The organism is Corticibacter populi (genome assembly GCF_004217315.1).
Taxonomy (GTDB): domain Bacteria; phylum Pseudomonadota; class Gammaproteobacteria; order Burkholderiales; family Burkholderiaceae_C; genus Lampropedia; species Lampropedia populi.
The window spans coordinates 724,058-747,013 of the sequence record NZ_SGWR01000001.1; the positions used below are offsets into that span (position 1 = coordinate 724,058).

Here is a 22,956-nt window from a genome sequence, read left to right on the forward strand (position 1 = left end):
CGCAGCAACCTGGGAAAGGGAGTGCCTTTCAAGCAGCCAATGACCTCAACAGCGCGAAGCGCCGCATCCAGGCACCGACCAGACTGGCCAGCAGGCAGATGCCCAGCACCACGGCCAGTGCCAACAGCGCTGCCAGCGGCAGGGGCAGCGTTGCGGCCCAAACCTGCCGCACATCTGCCGGCCAGGCCTGCTGCAAGCCATGGACGAACAAAGGGTTGAGGCAGAACACCACCAGCGAATAGCGCCCGAGCCAGGCCAGCGGCGCCGCCACGCGCGAGCTCGCCATGCTTGCCAGGGCGCGCCGATGCAGCACGTACACCCCTGCGGCGACCAGGGGCACGGCTGGCAGCAGGTACGGCCCGGTGGGCCAGTCGATGTCATGGTTCAGTGACAGCCACAAAGGCACCAACAGCAGCAAGGCACCAGCCGCACCGGCGGGCAAACGCTCCGTCCAGGCCTGCCAACGTTCCTCGTTCTGGCGCAGATAAACCCCCAACAAGGCGTAGGGCAGCCAGTATGGCAGCAGCCGGTCGCCGCCCGCCCGCAGCCAGGGCCAGTGCTGCCACGCCAGCGGCAGCCATTGCAGCCCGGCACTGTAGAGCAGCAGAACCAGCCCCAGCAGCCAGCCACGAATGCGCCAGCGCGCCAGCCAGGGCAGCAGCACGATCAACTGCAGGAGGATGAGGAAGAAATACTGCCCGGCCCAGCCATCGCCGCGCAGATAGCGCAGCAGCGTGGCCTGCATGCCTTGCCAGTGGGGCTGACGCCAGTCGCCCAGCACCAGGAAATACAGCAGGCTGTAGCAGACCAGCGGCAATGCCAGTCGCCAGGCGCGCTGCCGCACACTGTCGCCATAGCCGCCGGGGGCCACCGGCCTGCTCCCGTAGAAAGCGTAGGCGCAAATGAAGATGGGCACCGCCCAGCGGAAGTAGTAGCTGACCGCGAAATAGGCCGCAGCCGGCAACACCAGGCCAGCGGCATGGATCGCCACCACGCCGATGATGGCCCAGCCGCGCAACAGGTCTGCGCGCACATCCCGCGCTGCGGCGGTGGGCAGACGAGAGTCGGCGCGCGGTGTCCCGGAACAGGCATGCATGGCCTGATCATGCCGCAATTTTCGGCACCGCCCTGTCAGCCAGCTGGCCGAGCTGCCGTGCAGTATGACGCATCAAGGCACGGACCTCGGGAGCGAGGCCCGGCCTCCGGTCTCAATCGCCCTTCTTGGCCTTGCTCTCGGCAGCCTTGGCAGCATCGGCGGCGGCCGTCAATGGCTGGAAGAACTTCTGCACCAGTTCCGGCTGCTGGAATGCGCCAAAAGCCTGGTTGAACGATTTCAACGCATCCTCCTGCCAGCCCGAGACGGTTTTCTGGATGCCGGTATTGAAGTCGGGCTGGTGCTGGGCAAGCTCCTGCACCACGGTCTGCCAGGCTGCCAGCTGGTGCGTATAGGTGCGCCAGGCCGCCTCCTGGGGCAGCCCCGCCAGCGCCACCCAGTTCTGGTCCTTGACCAGTTGCTGCAGCTGCTCATTGGTCTGCTTCATGTCCTCGTTGGCCAGCCTGGCGGCCTCTTCCAGCCATTGCTGGCTGCCCGCCTGCACGTCCTTGGATATCTTGCTCCATAGCTCGAGGCTGGCCTTGTAGAAATCGAATGGTGCGCTCATGTCTCTCGTCCTTCCAAATGGATGCTGCCGATGCTGATGACCAGCCTGCCCGCATCCATGTCCGGCAGGTGGCGGTGATGCGCCGCCATGCACCAAGCGGGCGGTGGCGACGGACGTGTTGACGCACCAGGCGCTGGCGCCCCGCGCGTCAAGTCAGGGATCCACGTTCAATACATGTGCAGCCCGCCATTGATGGCGACGTTGCTGCCGGTCATGTATTCGGCCAGGTCGCTGGCGACGAAGGCCACCAGCGCCGCAATGTGCTCGGGCCGGCCGAGCCGTCCAACCGGGATGCCCGGCAGAATCTGCCCTTCCAGCACTTCCTTGGGCACGGCCTCGACCATTTGCGTAGCCAGATAGCCCGGCGAAATGGCATTGACCGTCACGCCCTTGCGCGCCACTTCGAGCGCCAGTGACTTGGTGAAACCATAAATGCCCGACTTTGCGGAGGAATAATTGGTCTGGCCGAACTGGCCCTTGCTGCCATTGACCGAGGAGATGTTGATCACCCGGCCCCAGCCGCGCCCGACCATGCCATCGATAAAAGGCTTGGTGACGTTGAAGAGCGAGTCGAGGTTGGTGCGCAGCACCGCATCCCAAGCTTCCTTGCTGAGCTTGCGAAAGCTGGCATCGCGGGTGATACCGGCGTTGTTGATGAGGATGTCGACCTCATGGCCGTCGGCAAACACCTGATTGGCCATCGCCTGCGTGGAGTCGAACTCCGATACATCGGCGCCGTAGAAGGTGAACGCGTAGCCCTCCTGTGCCTGTTCCTTGAGCCAGGCCTCGGCCTTGTCCGGCTCGGGCAAGTCGCTGGCGAGCACCCGGTGGCCCGCGTCGTGCAAGGCCCTGGCAATGGCCGTGCCCAGCCCCCCCAGTGCGCCGGTGACCAGCGCCACGCGCTGGCGTTGTTGCGGCGCTGCAGTGTTGCCTGTCGTCATCTGATACCCTTTCCTCAAGGTCGATGGTTGAAAATCCGTGCAGTCCGGCCAGCGGCGATGGCGATGCTCCCCGGCCGGCCAGTGTGTGCAGGCCTCTATTTCTCGAGTACGTAGGAACCCGGCGCGTCCTGCAGCACCCGGTAGCCGCGGCGGGCCGCGCCCATGCGCGGCGGCTTGCCCGGTGCACCGGAGCGGGCCTGCAGCCAGGCTGCCCATTCGGGCCACCAGGAGCCTTGGCGGACCGGCACGGCGGCCTGCCAGTCATCAGCCGAGCGGTACCGACCACCGGCACGCCGGGTGTGGATCTGGTAGCTGCGGTGCGGATGGCCGATTTCGCTGACGATGCCGGCGTTGTGCCCACCGCTGGTGAGCACGAAGGTGATCTCCGCCGGCGTCAGGTTGTGCAGCTTGTAGACCGAGTGCCAGGGTGCCACGTGGTCGGTCAGCGTCCCCACGTTGAAGATCGGCAATGCGATGTCGGCCAGCGAGATCGGCTTGCCTCCGACCTCGTAGCGGCCGCTGCTGAGATCGTTGTCAAGAAACAGGCGGCGCAGGTATTGCGAGTGCATGCGCGCCGGCATGCGCGTGGCATCCGCATTCCAGGCCATCAGGTCGTTCATGCTGCCGCGCTCACCCAGCAGGTATTCGCGCACCATGCGCGACCAGATCATGTCGTAGGAGCGCAGCATCTGGAAGGCGCCGGCCATCTGGTCCGAGCGCAGGTAGCCGGTCCGTTTCATCTGCGCCTCCAGCAAGCTGACCTGGCTTTCGTCGATGAAGAGGGCCAGTTCGCCCGGCTCGGAAAAATCGGTCTGCGCAGTAAACAGGCTCAGGCTCGCCAGGCGCTCATCGCCATCGCGCACCAGCGCCGCCGCTCCAATGGCCAGCAGTGTGCCACCCAGGCAGTAGCCGGTGGCATGCACCTTGCGGCCAGGCACCACCGCCTGCACTGCATCAAGCGCCGCAAAAAGGCCTTGCTGCAGGTAATCCTCCATGCCCAGGCCTCCCTCGGCCTCGCCGGGGTTCTTCCAGGAGATGCAGAAAACCGTATACCCCTGGCCAACGAGATAGCGGACCAGCGAATTGCCCGGCGACAGGTCCAGGATGTAGTACTTCATGATCCAGGCAGGCACCACCAGCACCGGCTCCGGATGCACCTGCCCGGTGCTGGGGGCATATTGGATCAACTCCATCACGTCATTGCGCAGGATCACCTTGCCGGGCGTGGCGGCCACGTCGCGGCCAACCACGAAATCCTCGGCCCCCGGCGGGGGCAGATGCGCCAACTGGCGGGTGCTGGCATCGAGCCAGTTGGCCAAGCCCCGGCTGAGGTTGGCGCCGGCCTGCGCACGGGTTTGCGCAAGCACCACCGGGTTGCTCAGCCAATAATTGGCCGGCGATAACACCTGCAACAACTGATGCGCCCAGAAGTTCACCAGGTTTTCATGATGCTTTTCGACGCCCCAGACGCCCTGCCCGGCTTCCTGCCACCAGCGCTCGGCCATCAGATACGCCTGCAGCAAGAGATTGAAGGGCCACTGCCGCCACTCGGACTCGCGAAAGCGCTTGTCCGAGATTGGCGGCTCGATGTCGGCGCGCTGCGCCGGATCGGCCTGCCAATATTGGCGCAGGTAGAGCAGCAGATCCTCGCGCTGATCCTGCGCCAGTCGCAGCAACTCCAGGCGCTTGCCAGGGGAAATGGCCAGGTGCGAGGCCCAGTCGAACCAAGCCAGCCAGACCGATTGCGGCGATACCGAGGCATTCATGCGCGCCCAGGCGGCATGGGCCAGCGCATCGAGCTGCCAGGCGGCCTGGCTGGCATCGGAAGCCTGATCTCCTGGGGCGTGAGGGGGACGGGGCATCGCGAACACTCCACAGAGTCCGTGCTGCCACCTCAGGCCTTCAGCGCCAGGACCGGCTGCACGTCGGGAAATCGAAGCCTGCGCTCAGCGGCGCAGCGCAAGTTGCGCGGGTCGCGCATGGACACGCATCCACGTATGCCGATGCATGGTTGACAAGACGTTAACGTTTTTTACGAGCCTACCATTGACCCAGATCAAACGCGCAGGCAGGGTTGTCAGCAACCATTTCCAATGGTTTCATTCTGCGCGGCGACCATGACGGGAATGTGCAAAAGGTTGCAACTTGGATCGTGTTAACAGGTCCTAGTGGCAGATGGCTGGCATCAGGGCAGTTGTTCCAGCGCCTGCAGATAATCCGGGTGCTGCATCAGCTCATCCCAGGTCAACGGCCAGGCCTGCGGCAATAGCGCCAGGCGCCGGCGTTCACCCTGGAGCTGCTGGCTCCAGGTGCCACGTGCGAGTTGGCGCTCCATGCCATCGATCCACTCGTCGAGCGCGTGACCGCCATCCAGGCTCTGGTTGCACAGCAGCAGCAGGTCACAGCCGGCATTGAGAGCGGCCACGCCGGCCGTCACCGCATCGACCGGACGACCGTCGATGACGCGTCCGCCCGCCATGCTCAGGTCGTCGCTGAAGACCGCCCCGTCAAAGCCCAGCCGCTCGCGCAGCACCTCTTGCAGCCAACGCGACGAATAGCCAGCCGCGCGCCTGTCGACACGGTTGTAGACCACATGCGCGACCATCACCGAGCGCAGGCTGGCGCGCAGCCAGGCATAGGGCGCGGCATCGTCGCGCAGGATCTCGGCGAGGCTGCGCTCGTCGACGGGAATGTCCACATGCGAATCGGCCACCACGTGGCCGTGCCCTGGAAAATGTTTGGCGCAGTGCGCCATGCCCGCCTGCAACAGGCCATGCAGCAGGCCTTGCGCCAGCACGGTGACCACCCGGGCATCGGCATGGAAGGCGCGGTCACCGATGACGGTGCTGCCGCCCCAGTCCAGATCGACCACGGGCGAGAAGCTCAGGTCAACGCCACAGGCGCGCAGCTCGCTGGCCAGCACATAACCGGTGGCCACGGCAGCATTGAGCGCGCGCAGCGCGCCCGATCCCGGCAGACCTTTGTGCATGCCGGCTGAGTCGTCGCTCTGCCAGAGCAGGCCGAGGCTGCGCATGGGCGGCAGCACCGTGAAGCCGTCACTGCGAAAGCGCTGCACGCGCCCGCCTTCCTGGTCCACGCAGATCAGCAGGTCGCCGCGGATGGCCTTGATCTCGCTGCACAGCTGCACCAGTTGGCGGCGATTGACCCAGTTGCGGGCAAACAGCGTCACACCGCCGACCAGCGGATGCATCAGGCGGCGTTTGTCATCAGCCGTGAGGATGGTGCCGGCAACGTCGATGAACAAGGGTGCGTGGTGATCGGTCATGGCAGACGGCTCCATGGGAAAGGCTGGTCTCAGGCGCGGCCGGCAAGCGGCCGCACTTCTGCGATGCAGAACGCGACAGCGTACTCTTTCTCGTCCGAGAGTGTTACATGAAATTGCAACTGGCGCGCCTCGCACCAGTCTTTGAGCGCGCCATGGGTGATGATGCAGGGCTGTCCGCTGGAGAGGTTGCCGACCTCGCAGGCGCGCCAGTTCATCGGCATGTGCATGCCCAGGCCGATGGCCTTGCTGAAGGCCTCCTTGACGGCAAAGCGCGTGGCCACATAGGCGTTGCCGCGCGCCGGCCAGCGTACCGAGCGCCTCCGCCAGGTGGCCAGTTCGGCCTCGGCCAGCACCCGCTCGGCAAACCGTTCGCCATGCCGCTCCAGGGATTGCGCAATGCGCCGGATGTCGCAAATGTCGGTACCGATGCCGTAGATCATGCCAAGCCAGGTCCGTTTATCTTCTGAAGAGGGTACAAAAAGGGGCTGCCGCCGGCCGCTTCACAGGGCACGCAGGCCGCGCATCAGCCGCTGCGTCTGCAGTTCGCCGCCCAGGTAATGGGCCAGTGCCGCGCGCAATTGCTGTTTGAGACCAGTGGCATTCTCGCCGAGGATGCGCATGCAGCCTGCCAGCGCCTGTTCCGAAGCTAGCGCCTGCTGCAACGCCAGCCATTGGCTGCCGGGCAGCGCTCGACCATCAGCTGGAGCCTCGTGCAGCCCGACTTCAGGAACCAGCGCGTAACGGCGGCGCTCCTCGATGGGCGTCTGACTGAGCGTTTGAACCGACAGGTCCGGCAGCATGCCGAGCTGACGCAGCAGCACCAACTCGAACGAGCGCAGCAACGCCTCCAGGATCGGACCGGGGTCGCTGGCGAGCACGCGCACGGTCGCGGCAAAGGCATCGAAGATGGCCGCCTGCGGCTCGGCGCGCACCAGCATGCGCATCAGCAGCTCGTTGAGATAAAGCCCCGCGAGCAGCGCATCACCACTGGGCATGGCCGGACCACTGCTGCGCTCGATGGCGCGGATGCTGCAGATCTCGGCTCCCTCGTTCTCGACGAAGGAGTAATCGACCCGCACCGCCTGCAACGGCAGCAGCACGGCGCGGAAATTGGACGTGGGCTTCTTGGCCCCCTTGGCGATGGCCGAGATGCGGCCACGCTCGCGTGTGAGCAGCTCGACGATGGCGCTGGACTCGCTGTAGGGGTAATGGTGCAGCACAAAGGCCTGATGGCCGCTGGCGCGCTGCACGCGCCGGCTCGACGCGGTGGCCAATTCAGGCGCTCCGCGTCCGCCGCAGGCAGACTGGGCTGGCGTTGGCAGCCGCCTTACTCATAGCCGTAGCTGCGCAGCCGCGCGGCATCGTCCGACCAGCCCGAACGCACCTTGACCCACAGTTCCAGGAACACCTTGGCGTCGAACTGGCGCTCCAGTTCCTGACGCGCCTCTGTGCCGATGCGCTTGAGACGCTCGCCCTTGTCACCGATGACGATGGCCTTGTGGCCATCGCGCTCGACGACGATGGTGGCGGCAATGCGCACCATGCGCTTGGCCGTCCTGCCCGGCTCTTCCTTGAAGGCGTCGATCACCACCGTCGAGGTGTAGGGCAACTCGTCGCCGGTGAGGCGAAACAGCTTCTCGCGCACCGTCTCGGCGGCCAGAAAGCGCTCGCTGCGATCGGTCAGTTCATCGGCCTCGTACCACCAGGCCTGCTCGGGCAGATAGGGCTTGCAAATGTCGAGCAGACGCGCCACGTCCTTGGGATTCTTGGCCGACATGGGCACGAACTCAACGAAGGTGTGACGCTGCTGCATGCCTTTGAGCCAGGGCGCCAGCTCCGAGCGGCGGTGCACGGTATCGAGCTTGTTGGCGACCAGAATGGTCGGGATGCGTCCATCGAACAGCGACAGCACCTTGGCGTCCTTGAGCGAGAACGAGCCCGCCTCGACGACGAAGAGGATCAGGTCCACATCGGCAATGGCACCCGTCACCGCCTTGTTGAGCGACTTGTTGAGCGCCGTGCTGTGCTGGGTCTGGAAGCCCGGCGTATCGACGAACACGAACTGCGTATCACCTTCGGTGCGGATGCCGGTGATGCGGTGGCGCGTGGTCTGGGCCTTGCGCGAGGTGATGCTGATTTTCTGGCCGACGAGTGCATTCATCAACGTGGACTTGCCCACATTGGGCTTGCCGACGATGGCGATCAGCCCGCAGCGCTGCTGCTCGGGCGGAACCGCCTGGTCCGTACCGGCCGCGCGACCGGCAGCAGCAAGCATCGCGCCGATGGGATCATCGACCGCATTCTCCTGCGGCGCGTGCAGATCCTCTGACTCCTGCGGCAGCGCCGTGGATTCGGGTTGTGATTCAGGGCTTGGCGGTTTCGTTCGTTTGGGGGTATTCATTTCCTGCTTCCTCTGCGTGCGCCGGCATGGCCGGCGAGCTGCCCCAGCATCTGCGAGGCGGCCTGCTGCTCGGCGGCCTTGCGCGACTGGCCTTCGCCCCGGCTTTGCAACTGCAGGGCCTCGATGCGGCATTCGACCACAAACACCTGCTTGTGATCGGCGCCACGGATTTGCTCGACCTGGTACGCCGGCAAGGCCAGGTGCTGCGCCTGCAGCACTTCCTGCAGCCGTGTCTTCGCATCCTTTTCGGTGACCTGCGCCGAGCTGGAGATCTCCACACCCTCGAAGAGCTGCAACACCAGGCGCTGTGCGCTCTCGAATCCGGCATCGAGATAAACCGCACCGATCACGGCTTCCACCGCGTCGGCCAGGATGGAGGTGCGCAGGCGCCCTCCACTCTTTTGCTCGCCCTCGCCCAGGTACAGGGCTTCGGAGAGCTGCAAACGCTGGGCGATCTGGTGCAGCGATTCCTCCCGTACCAGATTCGCTCGGGTGCGCGAGAGCATGCCTTCGCTGGTACCGGGCAGGCGCTGCATCAGCCAGTGGGAGATACAGAGATTGAGCACCGCATCGCCGAGGAACTCCAGCCGTTCATTGTGCTGGGCGGCGAAACTGCGGTGGGTCAGCGCCTGCTTGAGCAGGTCCGGCTGTGAGAACGTGTGTCCCAGCCGGCCCGCCAGGGCGCTCAAAGTGTGTGAATCAGGCAATTCGGTCAGGACTGTCGGCGAAGCGCTCACTGCGACGAGGCATTGAGCCGATAAACAAGGTACGCGGGGCCGAACAATGGAACCTCGCGTTCGTATTCAACGTTGATGACCACCACGTCGTTCTGCTTGGTGATTTCCAGGTCGGCACCACGCACAGGGTTGGCATATTGGTCGAGATACTCGATGGAGGCCACGCGATCGAAGGCCGCACGCACCTGGGGCACCGTGCCCTCCTGCGCCGCCTGCTTGAGGGCGCGCTTGAGGCTCATGTACTCGGAGACGACGGGCACCGTCTTGACGCCCACATAGCCAAGAAAGACGATGACCACGGCCAGCAGTACCAGGCTGATGAAGGACATGCCGCGCTGGCGTGCAACGGATGCGGGCTGGATGAGCGATGACATGCGGGGCTCCCTCTTTCTTGAATCGTGAACTCGGTGGATGGATGCAGTGTTACTGAATTTTACCGATACGTTTGAGATCGGAGAAGTTCATCCACACCACCACCGCACGCCCAACGATGTTGTCCTCGGGCACGAAGCCCCAGCTGCGCGAGTCGAGCGAATTGTCGCGGTTGTCGCCCATCACGAAGTAATGGCCGGCCGGCACCGTGCAGCTCACACCCTCGATGTTGTACTCGCACTGGTCACGGAACGGGAAGTTGCCGGCTGCCGTCACCATGGCCGGCACCTGCGGAATGTTGAGCACCTGGTAAGTGTGGCTGCCCAGGCTCTCCTGCCACTGCTTGGCGTGGCGCATCGAATCCTGGTCGAAATAATCAGGCTGGGGCTGCGCGGCCACTGGCTGGCCGTTGATGCTCAACCGTTTGTTCTGGTAGCGCACGACGTCACCGGGCAGGCCGATCACACGCTTGATGTAGTCCATCTTCGGGTTGGGTGGGAAGCGGAACACCATGACCTCACCGCGCTCGGGCGCGCGCCCTTCGGTCAGTTTGCTGTTCCAGACCGGCATGCGCAATCCATAGGTGTACTTGTCCACCAGGATCAGGTCTCCCACCAGCAGCGTCGGGATCATCGAGCCGCTGGGGATGCGAAACGGCTCGTAGGCGAACGAGCGCAGCACGAACACGATGGCGATCACCGGGAACAGGCCGGCCGTCCAGTCCAGCCACCAGGGCTGGCGCAGCGCATGCGCGGCGAGCTTGTCCGCGTCCACCTCGTCCCAGGCAATGCCCTTGGCCTGCATCGCGGCCTTGCGCTCCTGCAGGTTCTCGGCCAGTGCCTGTGCCGCATTTTTGCGGCGCGGCTGGAAGAACAGCTTCTCGGCCAGCCAGTAGACGCCCGTGACCGCGGTGGCCAGCAGCAGCAGCAGCGGGAAGTTGCCTTCGACCTGGCCACTGAGCCACAGCAACAGGTACACGGCGGCGGCGGCCAGCAGGCCGCCCGTCAGGATGGGAATGGCTTTCACGTTTTCAATCCTCAACTTGCAGAATGGCCAGGAAGGCTTCCTGCGGAACTTCGACCGCGCCGATCTGCTTCATGCGCTTCTTGCCGGCCTTTTGTTTCTCGAGCAGCTTGCGCTTGCGGGTGATGTCGCCACCATAGCACTTGGCCAGCACGTTCTTGCGCATCGCCTTGACGGTCTCGCGCGCAATGATCTGTCCGCCAATGGCGGCCTGGATGGCCACGTCGAACATCTGCCGGCTGATGACCTCGCGCATCTTGCCCACCACTGCGCGGCCACGCATCTGCGCCTGACTGCGGTGCACGATGATCGAGAGCGCGTCGACCCGCTCGCCATTGAGCAGGATGTCGACCTTGACCACGTCCGACGGCCGGTATTCCTTGAACTCGTAGTCCATCGAGGCATAGCCGCGGCTGACCGACTTGAGCTTGTCGAAGAAGTCCAGCACGATCTCGCCGAGCGGCAGTTCGTAGGTCAGCTGCACCTGGCGGCCGTGGTAGCTCATGTTCATCTGGATGCCGCGCTTCTGGTTGCACAGCGTCATCACCGGCCCCACGTAGTCCTGCGGCATGAAGAGGTGCACGGTGACGATGGGCTCGCGGATCTCCTGGATCTTGGCCGGCTCGGGCATCTTGGAGGGGTTCTCGACCTTGGTGACCTCGCCATCGGACTTGACGACCTCATAAACGACGCTGGGTGCGGTGGTGATCAGGTCCTGGTCGAACTCACGTTCGAGGCGCTCCTGCACGATCTCCATGTGCAGGAGACCGAGGAAGCCGCAGCGGAAGCCGAAGCCCAGCGCCTGCGAGACTTCCGGCTCGAACTGCAGCGCCGCATCGTTGAGCTGCAGCTTCTCCATGGCGTCGCGCAGCGCATCGTATTCACTGGCCTCGGTCGGGTAGATACCGGCGAAGACCTGCGGCTGCACCTCCTTGAAGCCGGGCAAGGCCTTCTCGGCCGGTCCAGCGTTGTTGGGCAGTTTCTTCTCCAGCGTGATGGTATCGCCCACCTTGGCCGCCTTGAGCTCCTTGATGCCCGCAATGATGAAGCCCACCTCGCCGGCGCGCAGCGCCTCGCGCGGCGTCGAGGCCGGCGTGAACACACCCAGGTTGCCGGCTTCGTAGGCAGCGCCGGTGGCCATCATGCGGATGCGCTCGCCCTTTCTCAGCTGGCCATCGACCACACGCACCAGCATCACGACGCCCACATACGAGTCGAACCAGCTGTCGATGATCATGGCACGCAGCGGGCCATCCGGGTCACCCTTGGGCGGCGGCACCTTGGCGACGATCATCTCGAGAATATCCTCGATGCCCTCGCCCGTCTTGGCCGAGACCGGCAGCGCCTCGGAGGCATCGATGCCGATCACATCCTCGATCTCTTCCTTGGCGCGGTCCGGGTCGGCCTGTGGCAGGTCCATCTTGTTGAGCACCGGCAGCACCTCCACACCCAGGTCCAGCGCGGTGTAGCAGTTGGCCACGGTCTGGGCCTCAACCCCTTGCGAGGCATCGACCACCAGCAACGCGCCTTCGCAGGCAGACAGCGAGCGCGAGACTTCGTAGGAGAAGTCCACATGGCCCGGCGTGTCGATCAGGTTCAGGTTGTAGACCTGACCATCGCGGGCCTTGTAGTGCAGCGCGGCGGTCTGCGCCTTGATGGTGATGCCACGCTCCTTCTCAATGTCCATCGAATCGAGCACCTGCGCAGTCATTTCGCGCTTGCTCAAACCGCCGCTGAACTCGATCAGGCGGTCCGCCAGCGTGGACTTGCCGTGATCGATGTGGGCGATGATGGAAAAATTGCGGATATGGTTCATGTCGATGCGATGGAAAAGGACTGGCACGAAAAAGCGCGCCCGCATGGAGCGCGCTTGCCCGCTCGGCCGTGCCGCACAAGGCCCGGGCCGGATGCGCCGCCATCAGAGAAAATCACCTGCGGGCAGCTCTGGCCACCGGGCTCAAGAAGCACATTCGGGAGCCCCGGCCCATGCAGGCTACGCATTGTATTCAATGCCGGGGGTGACCAGCGCAATTAGGGGATGAGCACAAGCATTGTGGAGTGTTACACCGCACCGGCAGCGCCCTCAGCTGGCAGCCTCCGCCATGAAACGCGAGGCCCGCAGCACCGCACGTGCGCGCCGCAGGTTCTTCAGCAGCGCTTCCAAGTGCTCCAGGTTGCGCACCAGCACGTTCATGCGGATCTCGATGGTCTCGAGGCGCCCTTCCTCCGGCATGTCGATCCGCAGGATGTTCACCTCGGACTGCGCGATCACCACCGAGGCCTCGGCAAGCGCGCCCTTGGCATTGCGCAGGTGCAGCAAGATGGTGGTCTCGAACTCGCTGACCGGCTCCTCGGCCCACTCGACCGGCAGCATGATGCTCGGATTCTTGCCGTAGCGTTTCTGTGCCACCAGGCATTCGCTGCGATGCACTTCGAGCCCGCGGCCGCTGACCAGATAGCCGGTGATGGCATCCCCGGGCACCGGGCGGCAGCAATGGCCATAGCGCACCGGCGCGCTGTCGGCCCCGCCCACCGCCAGCACCGCCGCGGGCTGGCTGCCTCCGGTCAGACGCTGCCTGGAGAGCACCAGCGCATCGGGCTTGAGCCCGGCCTGCTGCAACAACTGGCCCAGTTGCGCCACCAGCTCGCCAGCAATCAAGCGGCCATGGCCAATGTCCTGCAGGATCTGCTCGCGCGTGCTGCCGTGATGCAGCACTGCCAGATGGGTCCAGATGGTCTCGGCCAGCGTCGAATCCGCCGGGATGTCACCGTAGCCGGCCACCCGCAGCGCCTGGATCAGCAAGCGCTCTCCCAGCTCGACGGTCTCGCGCTGGTCGGCGTTCTTGAGCTGGCTGCGGATCTTCGAGCGGGCCCGGCCGGTCTTGACGAATTCGAGCCAGCCCGGATGCGGGCGGGCATCCTCGGCGGTGAGGATTTCCACCGTATCGCTGTTCTTGAGTACCGTGCGCAGCGACACCGGCACGCCGTTGACCTGCGCCGCGGCGATGTGGTCACCCACGTTGCTGTGGATGGCATAGGCGAAATCGACCACCGTCGAGCCCTTGGGCAGTGTCAGTATCTGATTCTTGGGGGTGAACACGTAAACCGAGGTATCGGGGTGCAGATCGACCTTGACGTCATTGAGGAATTCCGACGCGTCATCCGTGTCGTTCTCGATTTCCAGCAGGGACTTGAGCCAGCGGCCATTGAGATTGTCGGCGAGCATGCCGTCGAGGCCGCCGGACTGGTAAAGCCAATGGGCCGCGATGCCTGTCTCTGCCACCACGTGCATGATCTCGGTGCGGATCTCGGCCTGGACATCGACGCCCGACGGACCAACCATGTCCGTGTGCAACGACTGGTAGCCGTTGGGCTTGGGATTGGCGATGAAGTCCTTGAACGTGCCCGGTGCAGGCCGGTAGGTCTGATGCAGTACACCGATCCCCGTGTAGCAGTCGATCACCTTCTCGCAGATGATCTGCAGGCCGAAGATGTCGCTGACCTTGGCAAAGCTCAGCTGCTTGTCGATCATCTGCCGGTAGATCTTGTAGAGGCTTTGCTCCCGCTCGATCAGTTGCACCTTCATCTGGAAGGTGGAAAAAGCCCGCCCCACCTCGGCCTGGATGCGCTCGCTCATGGTGCGGCGGCGCCCCTTGACGCGGGCGACGGCCTTGGATAGTGTCTCGTAGCGCCAGGGATAGAGGTGTGAAAATGCCAGTTCCTGCAGTTCGCGGAAGGTGGCATTGAGCCCCAGCCGATCGGCGATCGGCACGTAGATTTCCAGCGTCTCGCGTGAGATGCGCGACCACTTGCTGCGCGGCGCGCTCGAGAGTGTGCGCATGTTGTGCGTGCGATCGGCCAGCTTGATGAGGATGACCCGCACGTCCTTGGCCATCGCCAGCAGCATCTTGCGAAACGACTGCGCCTGGTTTTCCTCGCGCGAGTGGAACTGCAGTTTTTCCAGCTTGGTCAGCCCATCCACCAGTTCGGCCACATCCGCGCCAAAATCCTTCGCGATGTCCTGCTTGTTGACACCGCAGTCCTCCATGGCGTCGTGCATCAACGCAGCTATCAGGGCGGGCGCATCCAGGTGCCAGTGGGCACACAGTTCGGCCACGGCAATGGGGTGGGTGATGTAGGGCTCGCCGCTGTTGCGGTACTGGCCCTCGTGCGCGCGGCGCGCAAAGGCATAGGCGGCGGCGACTCGCTCGCGATCTGCCTCCTTGAGGTAGGCGAGCGCGCGAAAGAACTGATCGAAGGCGCGCTGCACCATGACCGCGTGTTCGGCCGTCTGTGCGGCGCGGTCGTCTGGCGAGGCGGCGGAGCCGGGGGGCGGCTCGGAAACAACGTGGCTTTCTGGTGTCATACCCATCCTGCCAATGTACCAAAAGCCATTTGTTCCGTCACAAAGTGTTGGTAAAAAACAAAAACACCCTTGCGGGTGTCTTCGCGGCCATGCCAGACGGGCCGATACGGCCAGTCCGGACTCAGAACCGATTCAGGTCGGCACCTTGCGCAACATCTCGAGACCGACCTTGCCATCTGCCACTTCGCGCAGGGCCGTCACCGCCGCCTTGTTGGTGGATTCGACCTTGGGCGTGTGGCCCTGATTGATCATGCGGGCGCGGTAGGTGGCCGCCAGCACCAGCTGAAAGCGATTGGGGATTTTCTGCAGGCTGTCTTCAACGGTAATGCGTGCCATGTCTAGGGAGTCCTTGTGCTTGGGGTCGGTGCCGGCACCCGGACGGGCGCCTGCTGGCGATATCTTGTGATCTCTTTTGGCTGCGGCTGAAGGGCATCAGTCCGCGATGCCCAGGGCGGCAAATGTCTCTGTCCGTGCGCGGCGCTGTGCACTGAAGCGCAGCCGCTGCGCATGCACGACGCTCTTGAGGTCGAAGAGCGCACGCTCGAACAATTCGTTGATTATAACGTAGTCGAAATTGGCGGCCTGCGCCATCTCGACGCTGGCATTGCGCATGCGCAGTTCGATGACCTCGGGATCATCCTCACCGCGCCGCTCCAGCCGCGCCCGCAGTTCCTCCAGGCTGGGCGGCAGGATGAAGATCAGCACCGCATTGGCGAACACCTTGCGGATCTGCATCGCACCCTGGAAATCGATCTCCAGTACCACATCGGAGCCCTGCTGGATACGGTCTTCCACGGCTTTCTTCGATGTCCCGTAGCAATTGCCATGCACCCTGGCCCATTCGATGAAGGCATTGCCCTGAATCATGGCATCGAACTCCGCCTGGGAGACGAAGAAATACTCCCGCCCGTGCTTTTCCTGGCCGCGCGGGGCCCGCGTGGTGTGCGAGACCGTGGGGAAGACACGGGTATCCAGCTCCAGCAAAGCCTTCACGAGGCTCGACTTGCCCGCGCCGCTGGGCGCGGCAACCACGAACAGGTTGCCCGGGTACTGGCTCTCGGCCGCCCGCGCCGGTACCGACTCCACCACGGCCGCAGCTGCGCGGGGCGCCTGCATGACTTGTCCTTCATTCATCACTGACACACTCATTCGATATTCTGTACCTGTTCACGCATCTGCTCGACCAGCACCTTCATGTCCATGCTGATGCGGCTGAGTTCCAGCGTGGCGGATTTGCTGCCCAGGGTGTTGGCCTCGCGGTGCAGCTCCTGCATCAGAAAGTCCAGCCGCTTGCCAATCGCCCCCCCTTTCTTGAAGAGACTCTCGATCTCATCGAGATGGGATGCCAGACGCCCCAACTCCTCGGCAATATCAATGCGCAGCGCATAGGCGGTGGCTTCCGCGATGGCGCGCTCCTGAATGCCATCGGAACTGGCGCCGGCATGTCCGGCCTGCGCCAGCGCATCCTGCCAGCGCTCCAGGAAGCGCTGGCGCTGCTGCTCCACCAGCTGCGGTACCAGCGGCCGGGCCTGCTCGGCCAATGCGCGCAGCTGCGACACCTTGTCCTGCAGCAGGCGCACCAGGCGCTCGCCCTCCTTTCTGCGCGCCGTCAGCAGGTCCTGCACCAGCGTCTGTGCAAGATTCTCCAGCGCATCGTCCCAGGACAGCTCGGCGGACTCCTCGCCGTGGCCACGCGGCAGCTGCAGCACCTCGGCGACCGAGAATGGGCGTGCCTGTGGCAACCAGGCCAGCACCTGCTCCTGCACATGCGAAAGCTGCTGCAGCAGCGCCGCGTCCGGCACCGCGACGGCCTGCGTCTGCTCCTGCAGCAGGAAACCGCGCAACTCGACCTTGCCTCGCTGGAGTCGGTCCGTCAGCAGCCGGCGCAGGCGAGGCTCGTGCGTACGCAAGGCTTCGGGCAGGCGAAACGCCAGGTCGAGGAATCGGCTGTTGACCGAGCGCAACTCCAGCCCGAGGCCCGCCTGTCCTGGCCGCGCCGATGCGGCCAACTGCACCGAGGCGAAGCCGGTCATGCTGTAAACTGCCATACGAGAGATACCCTTTTGTGATTGCAGTGTCAAACGGCTATTATCGCCGCTCACCGCAATCGCCTCGTCCAAACGGCATTGCAACGATGTCCAACAGTTCTGCCGCTCCAGCCGCCGCCCCTGCTCCCGCCAAGGCCAAGCCTGCTCCCCTGCCACCCGATACGCAGGTCGGTGGCTATCGGCTGTTGCACCGCATCTCTTCGGGGGGCTTCGGGGTCGTCTATTTCGCACTCGACCCCCAGGGACATCCGGTCGCCATCAAGGAGTACCTGCCGGCCTCGCTGGTCAGCCGCGAGGCCGGGCAGTTGGTGCCGCAGATCGCGCCCGAGAAGATGTCGCTGTACCGGCTCGGTCTCAAAAGCTTCTTCGAGGAAGGACGGTCGCTGGCACAGATCTCGCACGACTCGGTGGTCAGCGTGCTCAATTTCTTCCGCGAGAACGAGACCGTCTACATGGTGATGAACCATCTGGAGGGCTCGACCCTGCAGGAGTTCATCGTCACCGCACGCAACCCGGACAGCCGCAAGGTGTTTCGCGAATCGACCATCCGCTCGCTGTTCGACGAGATCCTGCGCGGCCTGCGCATCGTGCACCAGCACAAGATGCTGCACTTGGACATCAAGCCGGCCAACATCTTCATCACCGATGATGACAAGGCGGTGATGATCGACTTCGGCGCGGCGCGCGAGGTGCTCTCCAAGGAAGGTAACTTCGTGCGGCCGATGTACACCCCCGGCTTTGCCGCCCCGGAGATGTACAAGCGCGATGGCACGCTGGGCCCCTGGACCGATATTTACGCCATTGGCTCCTGCATCTATGCCTGCATGCTGGGCGTGCCTCCCAACGATGTGCCCCAGCGCACGGAGAAAGACCGCCTGGGCCTCGCGCTCAGCCGCGTTCGCAACATTTATTCTGACAATTTGATACAGGTTGTAGAATGGTGCATGGCGCTGGACCCGCTGGCGAGGCCTCAATCGGTCTTCTCCCTGCAGCGCGAACTGGCACGCGAGGGTGAACTGCGCTACTCGAAACTCTCCATGGCGGAAAAGATGCGCATGCAGCTGAGCTCCATGGTTTCTGGTGGCCGCAAGGAACGCGACAAGCCCTGACAAAAACAAGAATCGACGGTACATCATGAAATTCTCCGTGTTCCAGACCAGCCACCAGGGCGGCCGCGCCAAGAACGAGGACCGCATGGGCTATTGCCATACCCCGGATGCGGCGCTGTTCATCCTGGCCGACGGCATGGGCGGCCACCCCGAAGGCGAGATGGCCGCGCAGATCGCGTTGCAGACGCTCGCCGGCCTCTTCAAGAAGCAGGCCCAGCCGACGCTCGACGATGTGCCGCTATTTCTGGAATCGGCCCTGCTGACGGCCCACCGTCAGGTGCTGCGCTATGCCATCGACAAGGGCATGCCCGATTCGCCCCGCACCACGCTGGTGGCCGCCGTCGTGCAAAACGGCGAAATCCAGTGGGTGCACTGCGGCGATTCGCGTCTTTATGTCGTGCGCAATGGCGCATTGCTGACCCGCACCCGCGACCACTCCTATTCCGAGCTGCGCGAATCGGTGCTGACGAAGATCGGCGAAGTCAACCGCAACGTGCTGTTCACCTGCCTGGGTTCGCCCGCCCGCCCCATCTACGACATGAGCGCACCCATGGTGCTCGAGCGCGGCGACCGGATTCTGCTGTGTTCGGACGGCCTCTGGGGGCCGCTCGAGGATGATGCAATCATCACGGCCCTGGTCGAGGCCGACGTGGCCGACAGTGGACCCAAGCTGGTGAATCTGGCATACCAGACCGCGGGCAAGACCAGCGACAACATCACGGTGGTGGCATTCGAATGGCATGAGGATGCCGTCCACCATGCTTCGGCCGAAAAGGCGCTGTCGGAGGACTTTTCCGACGAGGAAGAATTCACCACCACCATCTCCGGCGGCCTGCTCGACGACATGGACATCGAACGCAGCCTGAGCGACATCAACAAGGCGCTCAAGAAGGAACGCTAGACGTTCTCGCCGTGCCGCCGCCTTGGCCAGGCCCTGAAGGGGGTTTGACCTGCTCACAGCCAGGCATCTTCTCAAGAGCCGCTTGGCGCCATAGCCCATATTGCCCAATTCCATGACCAACTTCACCCGTACCCAAGGCCGCGCCCATGATGCGCTGCGCCCCGTCGAAATCCACCGCCAATACACCCTGCATGCCGAAGGCTCGGTACTGATCGTGTTTGGCGACACCCGCGTGCTGTGCACCGCCTCGGTCGAGGAGAAGGTGCCGCCGCACAAGCGGGGCAGCGGCGAGGGCTGGGTCACGGCCGAGTACGGCATGCTGCCGCGCGCCACCCACACGCGCGGCGCGCGCGAAGCCGCCAAGGGCAAGCAGAGCGGCCGCACGCAGGAGATCCAGCGCCTGATCGGCCGTTCGCTGCGGGCGGTGTTCGATCTGAAGACGCTCGGCGAACGCAGCATCCTGATCGACTGCGACGTGCTGCAGGCCGATGGTGGCACGCGCACCGCAGCCATCACCGGCGCCTATGTGGCGGCGCATGACGCCGTGTCATGGCTGCTGGCGCAGGGGCTGATTGCGCAGTCGCCGATCCGCGAAGCCGTCGCCGCCGTCTCGGTAGGCATTGTCGACGGTACGCCACTGCTGGACCTCGAGTATGTCGAGGATTCGGCCTGTGACACCGACATGAATGTGGTGATGACCGCTGCCGGCGATTTCATCGAGGTCCAGGGCACGGCCGAGGGCCAGGCCTTCTCTCGCACCGAGATGAACCTGTTGCTGGACCTGGCCACCAAGGGTATTGCCGAGCTGACGGCCATGCAACGGCAGGCACTGGCGACGCTGAAGGCTCCGTCACAGGGGAACTGAAATCATGCGGATCGTGCTGGCATCAAACAACCAGGGCAAGCTCCACGAACTCAAGGCCTTGTTTGCGCCACTGGGCGTGGAGATCATCCCGCAAAGGCAGCTCATGCAGGGGGAAGCGCCCGAACCTTTCTGCACATTCGTCGAGAACGCGCTTTCCAAGGCCCGTTTTGCAGCCGAACACACGGGCCTGCCGGCGATTGCCGATGACGCGGGCCTGTGCGTGGATGCGTTCGGCGGTGAGCCCGGCGTGCAGACCGCCTTTTACTGCACACGCTTTGGCTACCCAAAGAGCGATGCCAACAACGTGCAGGCCCTGCTGGAGCAGTTGCAGGGCGAAACGAACCGCCAGGCCTGCATGGTCAGCACTCTGGTGGGCGTGCGCCACCCGCATGATCCGGAACCACTGATCGCTGTCGGCAAGGTGCGGGTGCAGATCGCCACCGAGCGGCGTGGCCACAACGGCTTCGGCTTCGACCCGGTGCTGCTGGTGCCGGAACTGGGCCAGACTTTTGCCGAACTGCCTGAGCAGGTGAAAAACCAGTACAGCCACCGCGGCCGCTCGTCGCGCGCCATGCTCGAGCAGGTGCGGCAATACTGGCTGGATGGCACCAGGCCGGACGCCGGCTGAAAATCGGCCGCACTGCCTCTACCGAATGGTGCCCGAGGCCGCGCGCCGCTCAGATAAGCTCGGCGCCTTCTCCCTCAATCAGCTGCAGTGGTTCCTCGCTTCGCAGCACACCCTCGGCCCAGTTGCGCAAGGCCTTGGCATCGGACTGCAGTATCTGTTCCTTGACTGCCAGCAGCTGCGCCGGGTGCATGGAGAAGCTGCGCAGGCCCAGGCCCAGCAGCAATCGGGTCAGCCGGGTGTCGCCGGCCATCTCGCCGCACAGGCACACCTTCTTGCCATGCGCCAGGCCCTGGCGGATCACCAGCGCAATCAGCTGCAGTACCGCTGGATGCGTGCCGTCGAAGAGATGCGCCACCGACTCGTCAGCCCGGTCGACTGCCAGCGTGTACTGCGTCAGATCGTTGGTGCCGATCGAGACGAAATCGAAATGGCGCAGGAACTGGTCGATCATCAGCGCCGCCGCCGGCACCTCGATCATCGCGCCGACCTGCAGATCGCCAAAGGCCAAGCCGGTTGCGCGCAATTCCGCACGGGCCATCTCCAGCTGCTCCAGGGCCTGCCGGATTTCCGAGAGCTGTGCCAGCATCGGAAACAGCACGTTGACCGGCCCATGCGCCGCGGCGCGCAGGATGCCGCGCAACTGCGCGCGAAACATCTGCGGCTCGGCAAGGCTCCAGCGGATCGCCCGCAACCCCAGCGCGGACTGCTCGTCGCCATGGCGCTGCTCGGTGCGCGAAAGCGGCTTGTCCGCGCCGATGTCGACGGTGCGAATCGTCACCGTGCGCCCCTGCATGGCCTCGACCGCTTGGCGGTAGGCCTGAAACTGCTCTTCCTCGTCGGGCAGTTGCCCGTGGCGGTCCATGAAAAGGAATTCGCTGCGGAACAGCCCGATGCCCTGCGCGCCCGCCGCCAGCGCAGCCGGGCAATCACTGGGCAGCTCCACGTTGGCCAACAGCTCGATGGTCTCGCCATCGCGGGTAACAGCCGGCGTGTGCAGCAGCAACTGCTGGCGCTGGCGGCGAACCTCCAGTGCCTGCTGCAGCCGGGTGTAATGCGCCAGAGTGGGCGCATCGGGGTTGACAATCACCAGGCCGGCGTCGGCATGCACGATCAGACAGTCGTCGCGCCGGATCCGCGCGCTCGCCTGCTTGGCGCCAACCACTGCCGGGATGTCCATGCTGCGCGCCACGATCGCCGTGTGCGAGGCGCTGCCGCCGGTATCGACCACGAAGCCGGCGAACACCTTCTGACGAAACTGCAGCATGTCGGTCGGCGCAAGGTCCCGAGCGACGATGATCAGCGGCAGATTCTGCAGTTCGCCGCCGGGGCCTTGCACCTCGGCAGCGCCGGTGGCGTCGGGCTGCGGCTGTGACAGGACATCGCCCATCGCGGCAGCTTCCCCCCGCATGCAGCGCAGCACGCGCTCGACCAGTTGCTCGATGTCCGACTTGCGCTCACGCAGGTAGCCATCGTCCATCGCATCGAACTCGCGCGAGAGCTGCTCAAGCTGCAGCACCAGCGCCCATTCTGCGTTGTAGCGGCGCTGTCGCACATTCTCGCTGGCAGCCGTGAGCAGGGAGGCGTCGTCGAGCAGCATCAGGTGCACGTCGAGCAATGCCGCCAGTTCCGACGACGCGTCATCACCGGTGAGCATCTGCTGGACCTGGCGCAGCTGCTGCACTGCCAGCGCAAAGCCCTGCTGCAGGCGCGCCACCTCCTGCTCGACCTGGGCCGGCGCCACCAGATAGTGGCGGACCCGGATCGGCTCGCGCCCCAGCGGCACGGCCCGGCCGATCGCAATGCCGCGCGAGACCGCAATGCCCTGGATGGTCTGCATCATTGGAACATCCTCCCTGGTCGCCATATCGCGTTCACTCGCCCTCGCCGAACCGATCGGCAATCAGCGCGAGCAAGGCCTCCATCGCCTCCTCCTCCTGCTCTCCGCTGGTCTCCAGCGTCACCTCGCTGCCCTTGCCCGCCGCCAGCATCATCACGCCCATGATGCTCTTGGCGTTGATGCGCCGCCCGTTGCGGCTCATCCAGACTTCACAGGGGTAGCTGCCGGCCAGCTTGGTGAGCTTGGCCGAGGCACGGGCATGCAGGCCCAGTTTATTGTTGATGGTCGTGTTGCGCTGGATCATGAGGAGTCTTGTGTCGATGCTGTTGAGCGCCCTGGCCGGAGACCGCCATCACGCCATTGACGCCACCGGAGAGGGCCCGCTCGGCCACATCGTCCAATGACAGCTTGCGGTACGTCAGCGCCCGCAGCAGCATGGGCACATTGGCGCCTGCCAGCAGCCGGGCCGGGATGCCCTGCGCGCCATACCACGCCAGTAGCTGCTGGGCCGCATTCGCGGGCGTCGCCCCAAACACGTCGGCAAGGATGAGCAGCGGACTGCGTGCCTGTTGCTGCCCCAGCTTCTCCGTCAGCTCGTTCTGCTGTTGCGCGGCTTGCCGCAGCACGGTCTGCACATCCTGCTCGGGCCGCACGTCCAACGCGGCCAGCGCGTCGCCGGCATCGGCGAATACGTGCAGGCCGCAACTGCGCAGGGCGCTGGCCAGCGGCGCGTGGGCAACAATCAAAATCCGGCACTCTTTCATACTTTATGCAGGGGCTT

23 protein-coding genes are annotated in these 22,956 nt (G+C 64.5%); 4 read left to right on the forward strand and 19 right to left on the reverse strand.

The features are described 5' to 3' along the window. Positions 1-28: 28 nt before the first annotated feature. From EV687_RS03255 to EV687_RS03330, 16 genes are all read right to left on the reverse strand, one after another. Positions 29-1,096, reverse strand: coding sequence for an acyltransferase family protein (locus EV687_RS03255; protein ID WP_122226419.1), 1,068 nt, complete (start codon positions 1,094-1,096; stop codon positions 29-31). Positions 1,097-1,208: 112 nt separating this feature from the next. Next, entirely contained in the window at positions 1,209-1,661 is a 453-nt protein-coding gene (locus tag EV687_RS03260) for a hypothetical protein (protein ID WP_122226420.1), read from the reverse strand. 167 nt (positions 1,662-1,828) lie between these two features. Beyond that, the gene (gene phbB, locus EV687_RS03265; protein WP_122226421.1) at positions 1,829-2,602 is read right to left on the reverse strand and encodes an acetoacetyl-CoA reductase; all 774 of its coding nucleotides are present in this window, start codon (positions 2,600-2,602) and stop codon (positions 1,829-1,831) included. Between the two features lie 95 nt (positions 2,603-2,697). Continuing rightward, on the reverse strand, positions 2,698-4,464 hold the full coding sequence (locus EV687_RS03270) for a PHA/PHB synthase family protein (protein WP_122226422.1): 1,767 nt from the start codon (positions 4,462-4,464) through the stop codon (positions 2,698-2,700). 323 nt (positions 4,465-4,787) lie between these two features. Continuing rightward, positions 4,788-5,888, reverse strand: a complete 1,101-nt coding sequence (gene nagZ, locus EV687_RS03275; protein ID WP_122226423.1) for a beta-N-acetylhexosaminidase — start codon at positions 5,886-5,888, stop codon at positions 4,788-4,790. Positions 5,889-5,917: 29 nt separating this feature from the next. Next, a complete protein-coding gene (acpS, locus tag EV687_RS03280) occupies positions 5,918-6,328 on the reverse strand; it encodes a holo-ACP synthase (RefSeq protein ID WP_122226424.1) in 411 nt (136 codons plus the stop codon). 60 nt (positions 6,329-6,388) lie between these two features. Further along, entirely contained in the window at positions 6,389-7,162 is a 774-nt protein-coding gene (recO, locus tag EV687_RS03285) for a DNA repair protein RecO (protein ID WP_423201061.1), read from the reverse strand. A gap of 53 nt (positions 7,163-7,215) precedes the next feature. Beyond that, positions 7,216-8,163, reverse strand: a complete 948-nt coding sequence (era, locus tag EV687_RS03290; RefSeq protein WP_122227154.1) for a GTPase Era — start codon at positions 8,161-8,163, stop codon at positions 7,216-7,218. A 122-nt stretch (positions 8,164-8,285) separates the two neighbouring features. Then, positions 8,286-8,978, reverse strand: coding sequence for a ribonuclease III (rnc, locus tag EV687_RS03295; protein WP_242612444.1), 693 nt, complete (start codon positions 8,976-8,978; stop codon positions 8,286-8,288). Between the two features lie 44 nt (positions 8,979-9,022). Continuing rightward, positions 9,023-9,400 carry a DUF4845 domain-containing protein gene (locus tag EV687_RS03300; protein WP_122226425.1) on the reverse strand — a complete coding sequence of 126 codons (378 nt, stop codon included), beginning with the start codon at positions 9,398-9,400 and terminating at the stop codon, positions 9,023-9,025. A gap of 49 nt (positions 9,401-9,449) precedes the next feature. After that, complete coding sequence (lepB, locus tag EV687_RS03305; RefSeq protein WP_122226426.1) at positions 9,450-10,424, reverse strand: signal peptidase I; 975 nt, start codon at positions 10,422-10,424, stop codon at positions 9,450-9,452. Between the two features lie 4 nt (positions 10,425-10,428). Next, positions 10,429-12,237 carry a translation elongation factor 4 gene (gene lepA, locus EV687_RS03310; protein ID WP_122226427.1) on the reverse strand — a complete coding sequence of 603 codons (1,809 nt, stop codon included), beginning with the start codon at positions 12,235-12,237 and terminating at the stop codon, positions 10,429-10,431. Between the two features lie 267 nt (positions 12,238-12,504). Next, positions 12,505-14,787 carry a RelA/SpoT family protein gene (locus EV687_RS03315; RefSeq protein WP_162846535.1) on the reverse strand — a complete coding sequence of 761 codons (2,283 nt, stop codon included), beginning with the start codon at positions 14,785-14,787 and terminating at the stop codon, positions 12,505-12,507. A gap of 132 nt (positions 14,788-14,919) precedes the next feature. After that, positions 14,920-15,123 (reverse strand): DNA-directed RNA polymerase subunit omega, encoded by a 204-nt coding sequence (rpoZ, locus tag EV687_RS03320; RefSeq protein ID WP_122226429.1) that lies wholly within the window; start codon positions 15,121-15,123, stop codon positions 14,920-14,922. Positions 15,124-15,219: 96 nt separating this feature from the next. After that, a complete protein-coding gene (gene gmk, locus EV687_RS03325; RefSeq protein ID WP_242612445.1) occupies positions 15,220-15,921 on the reverse strand; it encodes a guanylate kinase in 702 nt (233 codons plus the stop codon). An 11-nt stretch (positions 15,922-15,932) separates the two neighbouring features. After that, positions 15,933-16,820, reverse strand: coding sequence for a YicC/YloC family endoribonuclease (locus EV687_RS03330; protein WP_122226431.1), 888 nt, complete (start codon positions 16,818-16,820; stop codon positions 15,933-15,935). 101 nt (positions 16,821-16,921) lie between these two features. Between EV687_RS03330 and EV687_RS03335 the strand changes: the two genes are divergently transcribed. The 4 genes from EV687_RS03335 (at position 16,922) to rdgB (ending at position 20,338) form a co-directional block, all read left to right on the forward strand. Next, positions 16,922-17,944 (forward strand): serine/threonine protein kinase, encoded by a 1,023-nt coding sequence (locus EV687_RS03335; protein WP_122226432.1) that lies wholly within the window; start codon positions 16,922-16,924, stop codon positions 17,942-17,944. 25 nt (positions 17,945-17,969) lie between these two features. Beyond that, the gene (locus tag EV687_RS03340) at positions 17,970-18,845 is read left to right on the forward strand and encodes a PP2C family protein-serine/threonine phosphatase (RefSeq protein ID WP_122226433.1); all 876 of its coding nucleotides are present in this window, start codon (positions 17,970-17,972) and stop codon (positions 18,843-18,845) included. A 112-nt stretch (positions 18,846-18,957) separates the two neighbouring features. Then, complete coding sequence (rph, locus tag EV687_RS03345; RefSeq protein ID WP_122226434.1) at positions 18,958-19,710, forward strand: ribonuclease PH; 753 nt, start codon at positions 18,958-18,960, stop codon at positions 19,708-19,710. Positions 19,711-19,714: 4 nt separating this feature from the next. Next, positions 19,715-20,338, forward strand: a complete 624-nt coding sequence (rdgB, locus tag EV687_RS03350) for an RdgB/HAM1 family non-canonical purine NTP pyrophosphatase (RefSeq protein WP_122226435.1) — start codon at positions 19,715-19,717, stop codon at positions 20,336-20,338. 49 nt (positions 20,339-20,387) lie between these two features. Here the strand turns inward: rdgB and ptsP are convergent, their stop codons facing one another. Genes ptsP through EV687_RS03365 form a run of 3 tightly spaced genes read right to left on the reverse strand, consistent with a single transcriptional unit; the run spans position 20,388 to position 22,921 of the window. Next, positions 20,388-22,178: a phosphoenolpyruvate--protein phosphotransferase gene (gene ptsP / locus EV687_RS03355; RefSeq protein ID WP_122226436.1), complete on the reverse strand. Its 1,791-nt coding sequence runs from the start codon at positions 22,176-22,178 to the stop codon at positions 20,388-20,390. A 31-nt stretch (positions 22,179-22,209) separates the two neighbouring features. After that, the gene (locus EV687_RS03360; RefSeq protein WP_122226437.1) at positions 22,210-22,479 is read right to left on the reverse strand and encodes an HPr family phosphocarrier protein; all 270 of its coding nucleotides are present in this window, start codon (positions 22,477-22,479) and stop codon (positions 22,210-22,212) included. Continuing rightward, positions 22,448-22,921: a PTS sugar transporter subunit IIA gene (locus tag EV687_RS03365; RefSeq protein WP_242612446.1), complete on the reverse strand. Its 474-nt coding sequence runs from the start codon at positions 22,919-22,921 to the stop codon at positions 22,448-22,450. Before EV687_RS03365 ends, EV687_RS03360 begins: the two co-directional genes overlap by 32 nt. Between the last annotated feature and the right edge of the window lie 35 nt (positions 22,922-22,956).